At 68.3% G+C, this 13466-nt stretch carries 16 protein-coding genes; 6 read left to right on the top strand and 10 right to left on the bottom strand.

From position 1 onward, the window contains the following. Positions 1-642 (bottom strand): class I SAM-dependent methyltransferase, encoded by a 642-nt coding sequence (locus BMZ38_RS10505; protein ID WP_091337139.1) that lies wholly within the window; start codon positions 640-642, stop codon positions 1-3. Between the two features lie 467 nt (positions 643-1109). On the opposite strand from BMZ38_RS10505, the gene BMZ38_RS10500 reads away from it, so the two are divergent. Both BMZ38_RS10500 and BMZ38_RS10495 read left to right on the top strand, forming a co-directional pair. Beyond that, on the top strand, positions 1110-2339 hold the full coding sequence (locus BMZ38_RS10500) for an MFS transporter (RefSeq protein WP_091337137.1): 1230 nt from the start codon (positions 1110-1112) through the stop codon (positions 2337-2339). 49 nt (positions 2340-2388) lie between these two features. Beyond that, on the top strand, positions 2389-2874 hold the full coding sequence (locus tag BMZ38_RS10495; protein WP_091337134.1) for an FKBP-type peptidyl-prolyl cis-trans isomerase: 486 nt from the start codon (positions 2389-2391) through the stop codon (positions 2872-2874). A 171-nt stretch (positions 2875-3045) separates the two neighbouring features. Here the strand turns inward: BMZ38_RS10495 and BMZ38_RS10490 are convergent, their stop codons facing one another. Together BMZ38_RS10490 and BMZ38_RS10485 are read right to left on the bottom strand one after the other, a co-directional pair. Continuing rightward, complete coding sequence (locus BMZ38_RS10490) at positions 3046-3573, bottom strand: C40 family peptidase (protein ID WP_245747305.1); 528 nt, start codon at positions 3571-3573, stop codon at positions 3046-3048. A 105-nt stretch (positions 3574-3678) separates the two neighbouring features. Then, entirely contained in the window at positions 3679-3882 is a 204-nt protein-coding gene (locus BMZ38_RS10485) for a hypothetical protein (protein ID WP_091462123.1), read from the bottom strand. 317 nt (positions 3883-4199) lie between these two features. Between BMZ38_RS10485 and gorA the strand changes: the two genes are divergently transcribed. From gorA to BMZ38_RS17585, 3 genes are all read left to right on the top strand, one after another. Continuing rightward, positions 4200-5543 carry a glutathione-disulfide reductase gene (gorA, locus tag BMZ38_RS10480; protein ID WP_091337128.1) on the top strand — a complete coding sequence of 448 codons (1344 nt, stop codon included), beginning with the start codon at positions 4200-4202 and terminating at the stop codon, positions 5541-5543. A 30-nt stretch (positions 5544-5573) separates the two neighbouring features. Continuing rightward, positions 5574-6350, top strand: a complete 777-nt coding sequence (hutG, locus tag BMZ38_RS10475; RefSeq protein ID WP_091337126.1) for an N-formylglutamate deformylase — start codon at positions 5574-5576, stop codon at positions 6348-6350. Positions 6351-6534: 184 nt separating this feature from the next. Beyond that, positions 6535-6759: a hypothetical protein gene (locus BMZ38_RS17585; RefSeq protein ID WP_139202451.1), complete on the top strand. Its 225-nt coding sequence runs from the start codon at positions 6535-6537 to the stop codon at positions 6757-6759. Between the two features lie 59 nt (positions 6760-6818). Here the strand turns inward: BMZ38_RS17585 and BMZ38_RS10470 are convergent, their stop codons facing one another. The 7 genes from BMZ38_RS10470 to asnS all read right to left on the bottom strand — a co-directional run bounded on the left by BMZ38_RS10470 (position 6819) and on the right by asnS (position 12923). Then, entirely contained in the window at positions 6819-7244 is a 426-nt protein-coding gene (locus tag BMZ38_RS10470) for a RidA family protein (protein WP_091337483.1), read from the bottom strand. Then, positions 7241-7909, bottom strand: a complete 669-nt coding sequence (gene can, locus BMZ38_RS10465) for a carbonate dehydratase (protein WP_091337124.1) — start codon at positions 7907-7909, stop codon at positions 7241-7243. Before can ends, BMZ38_RS10470 begins: the two co-directional genes overlap by 4 nt. 14 nt (positions 7910-7923) lie before the next feature. After that, positions 7924-9390 carry an aldehyde dehydrogenase gene (locus BMZ38_RS10460; RefSeq protein ID WP_091337123.1) on the bottom strand — a complete coding sequence of 489 codons (1467 nt, stop codon included), beginning with the start codon at positions 9388-9390 and terminating at the stop codon, positions 7924-7926. Between the two features lie 131 nt (positions 9391-9521). Continuing rightward, a complete protein-coding gene (locus BMZ38_RS10455; protein WP_091337121.1) occupies positions 9522-10310 on the bottom strand; it encodes an SDR family oxidoreductase in 789 nt (262 codons plus the stop codon). A 71-nt stretch (positions 10311-10381) separates the two neighbouring features. Continuing rightward, a complete protein-coding gene (locus tag BMZ38_RS10450) occupies positions 10382-10714 on the bottom strand; it encodes a hypothetical protein (RefSeq protein ID WP_342707660.1) in 333 nt (110 codons plus the stop codon). Then, positions 10711-11502: a MalM family protein gene (locus BMZ38_RS10445; RefSeq protein ID WP_091337119.1), complete on the bottom strand. Its 792-nt coding sequence runs from the start codon at positions 11500-11502 to the stop codon at positions 10711-10713. Before BMZ38_RS10445 ends, BMZ38_RS10450 begins: the two co-directional genes overlap by 4 nt. 5 nt (positions 11503-11507) lie before the next feature. Next, the gene (gene asnS, locus BMZ38_RS10440) at positions 11508-12923 is read right to left on the bottom strand and encodes an asparagine--tRNA ligase (RefSeq protein WP_091337117.1); all 1416 of its coding nucleotides are present in this window, start codon (positions 12921-12923) and stop codon (positions 11508-11510) included. A gap of 125 nt (positions 12924-13048) precedes the next feature. Between asnS and BMZ38_RS10435 the strand changes: the two genes are divergently transcribed. Further along, complete coding sequence (locus BMZ38_RS10435; RefSeq protein ID WP_091337116.1) at positions 13049-13375, top strand: HesB/IscA family protein; 327 nt, start codon at positions 13049-13051, stop codon at positions 13373-13375. The last annotated feature ends 91 nt before the right edge of the window (positions 13376-13466 follow it).

Raw genomic sequence — 13466 nt, 5'->3', positions numbered from 1 at the left:
TCAGGCGGGGCGCCGCGCCACGACCAGGTAGCTGTTGAACGGGGTGCGGCCCCACAGCGGCGTGAGCGTCGTGGTCAATCCGGCGCGCTCGAGCGGTGCGGTGACCTCCTGCGCGGTCGGATAGTGGTCCGCGCCCACGCGCATCCAGCCGGTGGCGTGCAACACGTGCTCCTCGAGCACCGTGGCATGGAAACGCCAGTGCCTGGCGCGCAGCACGTTGCGGATCATCAGCTGCGCGCCTGGTGCCACGTGGCCGGCCAGTTGTTCGAGCAGGGGCGACTGGCGTGCTGCCGACAGGTAGTGCAACACGTCGAGCAGGCATACGTGGCCGCGGAAATCCGGCAGGTCTGCGACGTCCGCGCAGCGCAGGTCCAGCGCATCGCCGATGGCCGCAGCCGCGGCCCGCCCGGTGGCGATCTTGCGCTCGTCGTGGTCGATGCCGACGTAGCCGCGCAGCACGCCGCAACCGTGCAGGTAGTGGCCGAGCAGCCCGATGCCACAGCCCACGTCGAGCAGCGGGAAAGGGGGCGACTCCTGCAGCAGCCGCGCCACCCCGCCGTAGACCGGGTCGCCGGCCAGCTTGCCGCGCACGTACTGGCGCTGGTTGAAACCGCTGAAGCGGGCCGAAAGCGTGGCGCGCATCGAGCGATCGAGGCGATAGCGCGGCCGCACCGTCAAGGTGCTGTCCCCGCGAAGGCGGAGGCCTGCGTCGTGCGTCGAAGTGACGATCGGTACATGGCCGTGCTCCAGGGACGGGCAGCCAGTATAGGCCGGGGTCCGCGGCCCGGATGTGCAAGGCATGCATGCAGCCACCCGGCGCGTTCCGCAACGAACGAGCCGGGGCCGGGCTCGTGTGCGGCCGTGCGGGTCGGACTATGGACGGCCACGCCTGCCGCGTTGAAGGCTGTTACCACGTCGCTGCGCGTGGTCGTAATCGTTCGTCGCGTGTTCGATGCCGCAGCGGCCGGAGTTGGACATGGCGTGCCGTCCATCACAGCGCATTGGCACGCCCGACACCTCGAGTGCCTTGCGCGTGCTCCAGTTCTCACTGCGGCTCCAATAGGGCCGCGTGCTAGCCTGCTGACCTGGTCGATGCTGGGAGCGGCAGCATGAGTGTTCTGTCCACGTTGCGTGAGCTGGACCACGGCCAGCGCCACACGGTGTTGGCCAGCTTCCTGGGCTGGACGCTGGACGCGTTCGACTATTTTCTGCTGACGTTCGTCATCGTCGGCGTGGCCAATGAGTTCGGCGTCGAGAAGACGGATGTGACGCTGGCTTTGCTGCTCACGCTGGCGGCGCGTCCGTTCGGGGCGCTTCTATTCGGGCGGCTGGCCGACCGCTACGGGCGGCGGCCGATCCTGATGCTGGACGTGGTGCTGTTTTCGGTGTTCGAGCTGGCCACCGCGTTCTCCACCTCGCTGACGATGCTGCTGGTGCTGCGCTTCCTGTTCGGCATCGCGATGGGCGGCGAGTGGGGCATCGGCGCCTCGCTGGCGATGGAGGCGATCCCGCCGAAGGCGCGCGGCATCGTTTCGGGCCTGCTGCAGAGTGGTTACCCCTGCGGCTTTTTTCTCGGTGCGCTGGCGAACTGGTTGCTGATCGACCACATCGGCTGGCGTGGGCTGTTCGTGGTCGGTACGGCGCCCGCGCTGCTGGTGCTCTACATCCGCCGCAAGGTGCCCGAATCGCCGGTGTGGCAGCAGCAGCGCCAGGCGCCGCGGCAGGGGTTGCGCGAAGCGATGCGCGGCCACTGGAAGCTGGCGTTGTACCTGATGCTGCTGATGACTGCGTTCAACATGTTCAGCCATGGCTCGCAGGATCTCTATCACACGTTCGAGGAGGTCGACCTGCACCTGCCCACCGGCTCGGCCGCGGCGTTCGTGCTGGTGGCGCTGCTCAACATCGGCGCACTGGTCGGCGGGCTGCTCTTCGGCGCGCTGTCGGAGCGGATCGGCAGGCGGCGGGCAATCGTGATCGCCGCGCTGCTGGCCATCCCGGTCATTCCGTTGTGGATGTACGGCGGCACGCTGGTGCTCTACGGGGTGGGTGCGTTCCTGATCCAGGTGATGGTGCAGGGTGCCTGGGGCGTGGTGCCCTCCCATCTGAACGAGCTCTCGCCCGGCCACGTGCGCGGCACGCTGCCGGGCTTCGCCTACCAGACCGGCAACCTGCTGGCGGCGGTTACCGCCACCGCACAGGCGTGGATCGCCAGGGCGCATGGTGGCGACTACGCCTTCGCCATGTCGGTGTGGATCGGGGTGGTGGCGCTGGTACTGGCGTTGCTCGCCTGGCTGGGGCCGGAGGCGCGCGGGGTGGGCTTCGGTGGCATGCCGGACTGAGCGGGCGGGGCTGATAGAATCCCGGGCTTTGCATCCCATGAGAAAGACAATGAAGGCAGGCAAGGACAAGGTCATCGCGTTCCACTACACGCTCACGGTGGATGGCGACAAGGTGGAAAGTTCGCGCGACAACGGCGAGCCGCTGTGGATCCTGCTCGGCCATGGCCAGCTGATCCAGGGCCTGGAGAACGCGCTGGAAGGCCACGAGGCGGGCGAGACGCTCGCGGTGGACGTGGCGCCTGCCGAGGGCTACGGCGAGCGCGAAGACGGCCGCATCCAGCGCGTGCCGAAGAAGTATTTCCAGCAGGCGAACAAGCTCAGGCCAGGCATGGCCACGGTGCTGTCGTTGAAGGAAGGCGGCCACCGCGCGGTGACCGTGCACAAGGTCGGCATGAGCACCATCGACGTCGACCTCAACCATCCCATGGCCGGCAAGACGCTGCACTTCGACGTCGCGATCGAGGATGTGCGCGATGCCACCGAGGACGAGATCAAGCACGGTCACGCGCATCCGCCGGGCCAGGAAGCGCACTGAAGCGCGCCAAGGTGCGCTTCAAGACGTAATGACAAACGGCGCCCTCGGGCGCCGTTTTCTTTGCCCTTTCTCCCCGCGGGGGAGAAGGTCGGGATGAGGGGGCGACCTGGCCTCAGCCTGCTTTCCCTGCTCCAGTGAGAAGCGGCGAAGGGGAGGCCCGCCGGCCCACCTTCAATCCAGCAACCGCTTCCCGAACGCGAAGTGGTCCCGCCAGTACGGCCCGTCGATATCGTCAAGTCGCACCGTGCCGCCGCTGTTGGGTGCATGCACGAAACGGCCCTTGCCCACGTACACACCCACGTGGCTGATGTCGCCACCGATGTCGAAGAACACCAGGTCGCCGCTGGCCAGGTCGGTCATGCGTCGCACCTTGCGGCCGTCCACATCGGCCATCGCGCGCGAGCTGTGCGGCAACAGGATGTCCGCGGCGTTGCGGTAGATGTAATCCACCAGCCCGCTGCAATCGAAGCCGCCCTCGGGGGTGTTGCCGCCCCAATGGTAGGGCGTGCCGACCAGCCCGATGGCGCGGAACAGCACGTCGTTGGCGGTGCCTGCGCTGGCCGCCGAGGGTGCCCTTGCCGGCAGGTCGGCGAGGGCCGAGTGTGAAGCCTTGAAGGTGGGCTCGCGCCGGTGCGGGCTGCCGGCGCAGGCGGCCAGCAGCAGCGCCATCGCCCCGAGCAGGACGAGGCGCGGGCGCATGGCGGGAAGGCGTCCGGACGCTGGCATGGCAACCTCGGCAGTGTTTTTGGCCGAGCTTAGCCAATCAATGGTTTGCGTCAAGCTTGTGAGGCCGGACCGCAGCTTTCAATGTGCCGGATCCACCTGCGCCGGTCGTTCGACGAGGATCTTGCCGGCGATATCCAGGCTGCGCAGGCGATAGCGGCCGGGACGCAGCCAGGGGGTGTTCCCGGGGCCGTTCTCGAGGAAGACGTAGCGGTCGGCCGCGACCGCATCGTCCGGTTCGTCGGCGTAATGGGCCTCCACCAGGCAGGGGACGTCCTGGCGCAAAGGTCGCGGCTGATCGGCAACGGCCTGCGCCGGCCGTCCAGCGCGACCCAGCCCGGGCGATGGCGGCCTTGCCGTGGATCAGGCGGTCGCGGACGTAGTCGATGCCGCGCTCGTTGGCCGGCAGCGGCATCACGTTCGTGTTGCTCATCCAGCGGTGCGCCTCCGGCTCTCCTCGCGGACGCCGGTTTGGTCGACGCTGAGGACGTCCCAGGCCGGTCGGCGCCTGCGGTTGGCGGCACTGGACCGATGCGGACGCGGCTGTTCACGCCCATCACCGGCACGACATGCATGCTGGACGCGCACACCACGGAGGTTGCATGGCTCGCGAATTCGACCTGATCGTGCTGGGCGCCGGTTCCGGCGGGCTGACGGTGGCGCAGCGCGCGGCGCGCTATGGCGCCAGGGTGGGGCTGCTCGATCCGGGGCCGCCGGGCGGCACCTGCGTGAACCTCGGCTGCGTGCCGAAGAAGGCGCTGTGGTTCGCCGCGCAACTGGCGCAGGCCCAGGCGCTGGCGGGGGACTACGGCTTCGAGCTCACCCCGGGCCGGTTGGACTGGGACCGTTTCCGCGGCCTGCGCGATCGCTACATCGAAGGCATCCGCGAGCGCTACGCGCAGCGGCTGGGCGAGGTGGACGTGGCATGGATCGGAGCGGCAGGACGACTGGTGGCGCGCGATACCGTGCTGGCCGGCGACATGCAGTACCGCGCGCCGCAGGTGGTCATCGCCACCGGAGCGCGGCCACGGCGCCTGCCGCTGCCCGGCTTCGAGCTCGGCATGGTCTCCGACGACGTGTTTTCGCTGAGCGCATTGCCGCGCTCGATCGGCATCGTCGGCGGTGGCTATGTCGCCGTCGAGTTCGCCTGCCTGCTGCGCGCGCTGGGCTGCGAGGTGGAACTGCTGATCCGCAAGCAGTTGCTGGACGGTTTCGACGGAGAGCTGGTTCAGGCGCTGGCCGCGCAGATGCGTGCGCAGGGCATCCGCATCACCGCCGAGAGCAACGTGACCGGCGCCCGCGGCGAACCCGGCGCGCTGTTGCTGGACGATGCCCGCGGCGCCGCGCATGGCCCGTACCATTCGGTGCTGTGGGCGGTCGGTCGCGTGCCCAACAGCGACGAGCTGGGCCTCGGCGGCATCGGCGTGGCGTGCGATGCGCGCGGCTTCATCCAGGTCGATGCGCATCAGAACACGTCGGTCCCTGGCATTAGCGCCATCGGCGACGTCACTGCCTGCCCGGCGTTGACGCCGGTGGCGGTCTCGGCCGGATACGCGCTGGTCGAGCGCCTGCTCGGTGGCCAGCCAGAGTCGCAGTTCGACTACCGGGCGATCCCCACGGTTGTCTTCGCCGAGCCGCCTCTGGGCAAGATCGGCCTGACCGAGCGCGAGGCGCGGGCGCGGCATGGCGACGCGGTGCGCGTCTACACCAAGCAGTTCGTGCCCCTGCAGTTTGCCGTGGCCGGGCACCGGGTACCGACGGTGATGAAGCTGGTGTGCACCGGCGACGACGAGCGCGTGCTCGGCATGCATGTGCTGGGCCCCGGCGTGGACGAGATGCTGCAGGGTTTCGCGCTGGCGATGCGCCAGGGCCTCACCCGGCGGGAACTTCGCAGCGCGGTGGCGATTCATCCGACCTCATCGGAAGAGATGCTGCTGATGCACTGAGCGCCGCGCGCGCGGCGTTACACTGGACTGATGGAGATCTTCCGCCTCGACCAGGGCAACGCGCCCCTGCTGATCAGCCTGCCGCACGACGGCAGCCACATTCCCGAGGACATTGCCGCACGCATGCACCCGGCGGCGCGCCGCTCGCGCGATACCGACTGGCACGTCGCCCGCCTGTACGCACCGCTGGCGCAGGCGCTCGGCGCCAGCCTGCTGCATCCGGTGGCCTCGCGCTATGTGGTGGACCTCAACCGGCCCGCTGACGGCCACGCGTTGTACCCCGGCCGGCGGGAAACCGGGCTGGTCTCGACCATTGGCTTCGATGGCGAGCCGCTGTACCGGGAGAGCGAGCCGGACGCGGCCGAAGTTCAACGGCGCGTGAACGAATTTTGGCGGCCCTATCACACCGCGCTCCAGCAGGAACTTGCGAGGCTGCGCGGCCTGCACGGTCGCGTGGTGCTTTGGGAGGGGCATTCGATCCGCAGCCGCGTGCCGATGTTGTTCGACGGGCGCCTGCCCGATCTCAACCTCGGCACGGCCGATGGCGCCAGTTGCTCGCCCGCGCTGCAGCAGCGCCTGGAGGCGTTGCTGGACGGGCAGGACCGCTTCGATTTCGTGGTGAATGGCCGTTTCAAGGGTGGCTACATCACGCGGCAATATGGGCGTCCAGACGAAGGCGTCGACGCGGTTCAGCTGGAAATGACCCAGTGCAATTACATGGACGAGGACAGCTTCGAGTGGGACGAAGCGAAGGCCGCGGTACTGCGCCAGGCAATCGCGCCGCTGCTGGGCGCCTGCGTGGCCTGACGCAAGTTCCTTCGGCGCAGGAGCCGCGCGTCGCAAGTCAAGGGGCGCACGCCTGCGCCATGCGCGACGGGCGCAGGATATTCAGTTGCCGTATCCGGCAGCCGCCGCATCGTGCCGTTGCCGCGCCGCCCGCGATGCCGGGTTCCGGCCGGGTCCGCGGCCTTCCAGTTCCGAGGTCCTCATCATGCGTAAGCTCGCGATCGCTTCCCTGCTCGTGGCAGGCGTGGCTCTTTCCGGTGTTGTGATGGCCCAGACCGCTGCCCCGAAGGCGCAGGCCGCTGCGCCGAAGGCGGCGGCGACCAAGACCGAGCAGGCCGCCACCATGGCACCCAAGAAAACGATGACGCACCACCATCACGCCCACAAGGCGATGAAGAAGTCGGCCGAGAAGTCGGCTTCCGGCAAGTAAGCCGCCGGCGGTTCGTTGGTCCCGCCGGCCGAACCGGCGGGACCTTTGTTTTCGGGGTATCAGCGTTCGCCCGGCAGCGCCGCGACGCACTTGAGCTCGATCGCGATGGGTGTCGGCAGCGCGCTGATGCCCACCGTCGTGCGGCAGGCATCCACGCCGGCGAAATGTTCCGCGTAGAGCTTGTTGTAGACCGGAAAATCGCGCGCCATGTCGGTGAGGTACACGGTCACGTCGATCAGGTCTTCCCAGCGCGCGCCGCTGGCCTCCAGCACCGAGCGGACATTGGCGAACACCTGCCGGCATTGCGCCTCGATGTCGTAGGCGGCCAGGCTGCCGTCGTGGTCGTGGACGTTGCCCGGCACCTTGCCAGTGCCCGGCTCACGTGGCCCCACGCCGGAGAGAAAGAGCAGGTTGCCCACGCGGCGCGCATGCGGGTAGGCGCCAACCGGGGCGGGCGCGGTGTCGGTGCGGATAGCCCCGTTCACGCCTTTGCCCGCCAACGCTCGGCCATGCCCTCGAGCGCCCGCCGGTACGCCTCACCCATGTCCTCGCGACCGGTAACCACCAGTCCCAGGTCGTGCATGTGGCCGTCGGTAAGACCGTAGATCCACGAGTGCACGGCCAGCTTCTGGCCACGCTCCCAGGCGTCCTGCACGATGCTGGTGCCGCACACGTTGAGCGCCTGCTCGATGGCGTTGAGCTCGCACAGGCGGTCGTGGCGCGCCGCGAAGGGTACGTCCGCTTGCAACGCGTCGGCGTGCTTGAAGGCCACGTCCTTGACGTGGCGCAGCCAGTTGTCGATCAGGCCGAGCCTGTCCCTGCGCAGCACCGCGCCGACGCCGCCGCAGCCGTAGTGGCCCACGACCAGGATGTGCTCGACCTTGAGCACGTCCACCGCGAACTGGATGGTGCTCAGCGCGTTGAGGTCGGTGTGCACCACCACGTTGGCCACGTTGCGATGGACGAAGATCTCGCCTGGCGGCAGGTCGACGATCTGGGTGGCTGGCACGCGCGAGTCGGAGCAGCCGATCCACAGGTACTTCGGGGCCTGCTGCTGTGACAACTGCTCGAAGAAATGCGGGTCGGCAGCGGTGACGTTGGCAGCCCAGCGGCGATTGTTGGCAAGCAGTTCTTTCAGCGTGTGTGGCATGGATTTTTTCCAGATCAGTAACGGATGCAGACGTTCTTCGGCTCGGTGAAGAAGGCCAGCGCCTCGCTGCCGCCTTCGCGGCCCAGGCCCGACTGCTTCACGCCGCCGAACGGCGTGCGCAGGTCGCGCAGCAGCCAGCAGTTGGTCCAGACGATGCCGAAGTCGAGCGCGGCGGCGACGCGGTGCGCGCGCGACAGGTCCTGCGTCCACATCGAGGCGGCCAGGCCGTAGCGGCTGTCGTTGGCCAGCCTGATCGCGTCGGCCTCGTCCTCGAACGGCAGCAGGCTCACCACCGGTCCGAAGATCTCGGTCTGGTTGGTGGCCGAGGCACTTGGCAGTCCCTCCAGTACGGTGGGGGCGACGAACCAACCGCCGGCGCAGCGGCCCGGCAGCTGCACGGCCTCGCCGCCGCAAAGCACGGTGGCGCCTTCCGCGCGGGCCACGGCGATGCAGCGCATCACCTTGTCGAAATGCGCTTCGGAGACGAGCGCGCCGAGGTGGGTGGCGGACTCGCTCGGATCGCCCACGACCAGGCGCCGCACGCGCTCCAGGTAGCGCTCCCGGAAGCGTTCGTAGATCGATCGCTGCACCAGCAGGCGCGAACCGCAAAGGCAGATTTCGCCCTGGTTGGCGAAACCCGAGCGCACGATGGTGTCGAGGTTCGCGTCGGAGAGATCCGCGTCGGCAAACACGATTGCAGGATTCTTGCCGCCCATTTCCAGCGAGACCTTCTTGAACAGCGGCGCCGCCGTCATGGCGATCGCGGCGCCGGTGGCGGTGCTGCCGGTGAAGGAGATCGCCTTGACCTGGCTGTGCTCGACCAGTGGCTTGCCCACGCTCGGGCCACGGCCCTGGACGATGTTGAGCACGCCGGGCGGGAAGCCGGCCTGGATGCTGAGTTCAGCCAGCCGCGCCGCGGTGCAGGGCGTGACCTCCGAAGGCTTCGCCACCACCGCATTGCCGACAGCGAGTGCGGGCGCGATCTTCCAGGTGAACAGATACAGCGGCAGGTTCCAAGGACTGATGCAGCCGACCACGCCCAGCGGCTGGCGCAGGGTGTAGTTGATCGCGCCGGCGTCCGGCTGGCCCAGCGCCATGGCGTGCGATTGGCTGTCCCAGCCCTGGATCGCGGCAGCGAAGTAGCGCAGGTTGCTGACTGCGCGGGGGATGTCGAGGTTGCGCGCCAGCGCCAACGGCTTGCCGCTGTCGCGCGACTCGATCGCGGCGAAGGCGTCCAGATCCTGCTCGATCAGCTCGGCCAGGCGATTGAGCACGTGTGCGCGCTGTTCGATCGGCGCATTTCCCCAGGCAGGAGCGGCGCGCCCGGCGGCGGCGACGGCATCGGCGATGTCGTCGGCGTCGGAATCGGGGCAGAGCGCAAAAACCTCGCCGGTGGCCGGCTCGTATACGTCGAGCCAGCGGTCCGCGCGCGGCGCAACGAGGCGGCCGTCGATCAGGTTGGCAAGGCGCTGGGGAGGCATCCGTGCAAGCTTACGACCTGGGGGAAGCGATTGCACCGGACGCGGGCGTATGCGCGGGTTTCGCCGAGCTTGGGGCGAGCCCCCGCCCCTCACCCCGGCCTTTCCTCAAGGGGAGAGGGACATCGCTCGGATCAGCTCAACGCGCGGGTGCGGCCGCCGTCGACGGCAATGCTGACGCCGTTGACGTAGGCAGCAGCCGGCGTGCAGAGGAAAGCGATCACGGCGGCGACTTCGGCCGGTTCGCCGAAGCGACGCGCCGGGATCGTTGCCATCAGGTCGTTGGCGATGTCGTTCTCGCTGCGCCCGCTGTTCTTTGCCTGCGTTCCGAGCAGGCTGTCGAGCCGGCCGGTGCGGGTATAGCCGGGCAGCACGTTGTTGACGGTGATGCCGTCGGCAGCCAGTTCGCCGGCGAGCGTCTTGGCCCATGCGGCGACCGCGGCGCGCACGGTGTTGGAAACGCCCAGGTTCGGGATCGGCTCCTTCACCGAGGTGGAGATGACATTGACGATGCGCCCGTAGCCGGCCTGGCGCATGCCCGGCAGGAGTGCCTGCACCATCGCCTGGCCGGCGATCAGGTGCTGCCGGAACGCCGCCTCGAAGGCGGCCGGATCGGCCGTATGCGCCGGACCACCGGGCGGTCCCCCGCTGTTGTTGACCAGGATGTGCACGGGGCTTGCCGCGGCGAGGTCGGTAACCACGCCTTGCAGCCGCGTGGTCTCGAGCATGTCCACCGCCTGCCACCGGTGCTCCTGTCCGCGCGGGCGCGGCAACCGGCCGGCCAGTTCCTCCAGCGGCCCGGGCGAGCGCGAGAGCAGGGTGACCGTGGCGCCCAGTTCCGCCAGCTCGATGGCGCTGGCGCGGCCGATGCCCTGCGAGGCGCCGCAGACCAGCGCATGTCGGCCGCTCAGATCCAGTTGCATCGGCATCTCCTCGCCAGGGTCACATGGGATTCGCGTTTCCGCGCAACGGCATGCCTTTCAACCGTGGTCGGTCAGCGCGCCTTCCACTGCAGGAACATGGCCGCGAACCAGCAGCTCCATGCCAGCCAGGGCGTCACCTGCCAGGTGCGGAACCAGCGGGTGATCGCCTCATCCTCCAGCAGCTGCGGCAGGCGGGGTTGCGACGAACGCAGCACGTGCTGCATGCGCATCCAGGTGCGTACGCCGCTGGGCCGGCCCTGCTCAGGCTCGGCGATGATCTTCCATTGCTGCGGGTGATGCTCGCGTAGCAGCCGCGCGATGCGGTACTGCGCCAGGTAATACAGCACGAAGCAGGCGACGCCGCCGGCCAGGAGCAACAGGTAGAGCGCGACCAGGGGGCTCACGTTCCGCTCTTGCTCCAGTGCGTGGGCAGCGCGGTGCGCAGCGTGTTGAGCAGTCCCTTGCCCTGGGGGGCCTTGTCGCAAATGCCGTTGTCGATGGCCTTGGCGTAGGTCTCGTTCATCAGGCCGACCCAGACCGTGCCGTCCGGGCCGTGCGGAATGCGGAAGCTGCCGTTGGAGGTCATCTGCACCGGAGCCTCGGCCGAGAAGGTGGCCGGCGACTGCTCCCAGTAGGTATCGCCGGACTGCTGGTCGGCCGAGCTGTAGACCACCAGGTAGCGGGCCTTGTCGCTGGTCACCTTGACCGCACCGAAGGCACCGGTCGTGGCGCTGCTCCAGCCCATGTATTCACACAGCGGCACGTCCTGGGAATCGATCGGCTGGAACGCTGCGTCCAACAGCACGACCGTCGGCGCGAACAGGTAGCTCGAATGCAGCCAGCGCCCGTTCAATTCGGACTTCAGGGCGACCTTGTAAGGCACCTTGACGTCGGCGGGCAGGTGAAAGGCGAGGAAGTAGCTGCGCACGCCGTTGAGGTTGGCGACCATGCTGCCGGGACCGAGCTCGAATTTCTTCGGCCGCCACGGCAGCGGCGTCTGGTAGGAGAAGTCCGCGAAACTGCCGCAGCAGGGCGTGGCCTTTTGCAACTGCAGCTTCGCCTGTGCCAGCGAGTCACCACTGTCGGTCGGCGCGCGCAGGTTCGGCGGCACCAGCACCTTGATGCTGTGGCAGGCGCCCAGCAGCAGCGTGAGGATGACCAGCAGGGCTGTCAGCGGTAGGCGACGGAACATGGCGATCAGAAGTCTGCGGATCCGGCGGCGCGCGGGTAGGGGATCGCGTCGCGGATGTTGGAAAGGCCGCACACATAGCACAGCAGGCGCTCGAAGCCCAGCCCGAAGCCGGCGTGCGGGACGGTCCCGTAGCGGCGCAGGTCGCGATACCAGCCGTAGGTATCGAGGTCCAGGCCGAACTTGGTCATGCGCCGGTCGAGGTAGTCCAGGCGCTCCTCGCGCTGGCTGCCGCCGATGATCTCGCCGATGCCCGGAGCCAGCACGTCCATCGCCGCGACCGTCCTCTCGTCATCGTTGAGGCGCATGTAAAAGGCCTTGATCGCCTCGGGGTAGTTCATCACCACCACCGGGCGACCGACGTGCTTCTCTGCCAGGTAGCGCTCGTGCTCGGTCTGCAGGTCGACGCCCCAGGCGACCGGATACTCGAATTTCTGGCCGGAGTTCTTCAGGATCTCGATGGCGTCGGTGTAGTCGATGCGCTCGAACGGCCGGGCAATGAAGTTTTCCAGGCGGGTGACGGCGTCCGGTGCCACGCGCTCGGCGAAGAACGCCATGTCGTCCGCGCGCTCGTCGAGCACGGCCTTGAAGATCGCCTTGAGGAAGCGCTCGGCGCAGTCGGCATCGGCGGCAAGGTCGGCGAAGGCGATCTCCGGCTCGATCATCCAGAACTCGGCCAGGTGGCGCGGGGTGTTGGAGTTCTCCGCGCGGAAGGTCGGACCGAAGGTGTAGACCTTGCTCATCGCCAGACAGTAGGCCTCGACGTTGAGCTGGCCAGACACGGTGAGGAACGCCTCGCGGCCGAAGAAATCCTTGCGGAAGTCGACCTTGCCCCCGTCGGTGCGCGGCAGGTTGGCCAGGTCCAGCGTGGACAGGCGGAACATGTCGCCGGCGCCCTCGGCGTCGGACGTGGTGATGATCGGGGTGTTGATCCAGAAGAAGCCTTCGGACGTGAGGTGGCGGTGGATCGCCATCATCATCGTGTGGCGCACGCGCGTGACCGCACCGAACAGGTTGGTGCGCGGGCGCAGGTGGGCGACCTCGCGCAGGAACTCCATCGAGTGCTGCTTGGGCTGGATCGGGTAGGTTTCCGGGTCGTCCACCAGACCGGTGACTTCCACCCCGGTCGCCTGGATCTCGAACGCCTGGCCCTTGCCTTGCGAAGGCACCAGCGTGCCGGTGACGATCACGCCGGCGCCGGCGGTCAGGTGGCGGATCTCGCTCTCGTAGTTGGCGAGCGTGGCGGGCGCCACCGCCTGGATCGGGTCGAAGCAGGAGCCATCGCTGACGTTGACGAAGGACAGGCCCGCCTTGGAATCACGGCGCGTGCGCACCCAGCCGCGCACGGTCACGGTGCTGCCGGCTTCGATGGCGCCGGAAAGGGCCTGCTTCACGCTGGACAAGGTCGGGCTCACTACCGCCATGGGATTGAAACTCCTGCGCGCGCGCCGCATCTGGACGCTGTCGTGTTCGATTCGCGCGCCGGGCCGGCGCGTCGGGCAAACCCACATGATAATGTAGGCCCGCGGCCTTCTTCATCCTCAGCGCCATGAGCATCTCGATCACTCCCCCCGCACGCGACCGCATCCGCCAGTTCCTCGCCCAGACGCCGGGAGCGGAGGGCGTGCGTTTCGGCGTCAAGCGCACCGGCTGCTCGGGCTTCGCCTACGTGGTGGACCTGGCCGACGCCGCGAACCCGGGCGACCACACGCTGGAGGTCGACGGCATCCGGTTGATCGTGGACGAGAAGAGCCTGCCCATGGTGGAGGGCACGGTGATCGATTTTCGCCGCCAGGGTCTCAATGCCGCGTTCGTCTTCCACAACCCCAACGCCACCGGGGAGTGCGGGTGCGGGGAAAGTTTCACGGTGGGTTGACCCACGGCCTGCTTTTGGACTTTACGCAGCATCGGGCGCCACGGTACACTTCCGCTTCTGTACGCGCCCGATAGGCGCTGGCAGGTACTTG

The organism is Frateuria terrea, assembly GCF_900115705.1.
Classification (GTDB): Bacteria; Pseudomonadota; Gammaproteobacteria; order Xanthomonadales; family Rhodanobacteraceae; genus Frateuria_A; species Frateuria_A terrea.
Note: the sequence above shows the minus strand (reverse complement) of the source record. Positions and strands in the feature narration are given on the sequence as shown.

Coding starts and splice junctions, on each gene's coding strand:
- BMZ38_RS10505 (WP_091337139.1), bottom strand. CDS start 642: ATGCGCGCCACGCTTTCGGCCCGCTTCAGCGGTTTCAACCAGCGCCAG.
- BMZ38_RS10500 (WP_091337137.1), top strand. CDS start 1,110: ATGAGTGTTCTGTCCACGTTGCGTGAGCTGGACCACGGCCAGCGCCAC.
- BMZ38_RS10495 (WP_091337134.1), top strand. CDS start 2,389: ATGAAGGCAGGCAAGGACAAGGTCATCGCGTTCCACTACACGCTCACG.
- BMZ38_RS10490 (WP_245747305.1), bottom strand. CDS start 3,573: ATGCGCCCGCGCCTCGTCCTGCTCGGGGCGATGGCGCTGCTGCTGGCC.
- gorA (WP_091337128.1), top strand. CDS start 4,200: ATGGCTCGCGAATTCGACCTGATCGTGCTGGGCGCCGGTTCCGGCGGG.
- hutG (WP_091337126.1), top strand. CDS start 5,574: ATGGAGATCTTCCGCCTCGACCAGGGCAACGCGCCCCTGCTGATCAGC.
- BMZ38_RS17585 (WP_139202451.1), top strand. CDS start 6,535: ATGCGTAAGCTCGCGATCGCTTCCCTGCTCGTGGCAGGCGTGGCTCTT.
- can (WP_091337124.1), bottom strand. CDS start 7,909: ATGCCACACACGCTGAAAGAACTGCTTGCCAACAATCGCCGCTGGGCT.
- BMZ38_RS10460 (WP_091337123.1), bottom strand. CDS start 9,390: ATGCCTCCCCAGCGCCTTGCCAACCTGATCGACGGCCGCCTCGTTGCG.
- BMZ38_RS10455 (WP_091337121.1), bottom strand. CDS start 10,310: ATGCAACTGGATCTGAGCGGCCGACATGCGCTGGTCTGCGGCGCCTCG.
- BMZ38_RS10445 (WP_091337119.1), bottom strand. CDS start 11,502: ATGTTCCGTCGCCTACCGCTGACAGCCCTGCTGGTCATCCTCACGCTG.
- asnS (WP_091337117.1), bottom strand. CDS start 12,923: ATGGCGGTAGTGAGCCCGACCTTGTCCAGCGTGAAGCAGGCCCTTTCC.
- BMZ38_RS10435 (WP_091337116.1), top strand. CDS start 13,049: ATGAGCATCTCGATCACTCCCCCCGCACGCGACCGCATCCGCCAGTTC.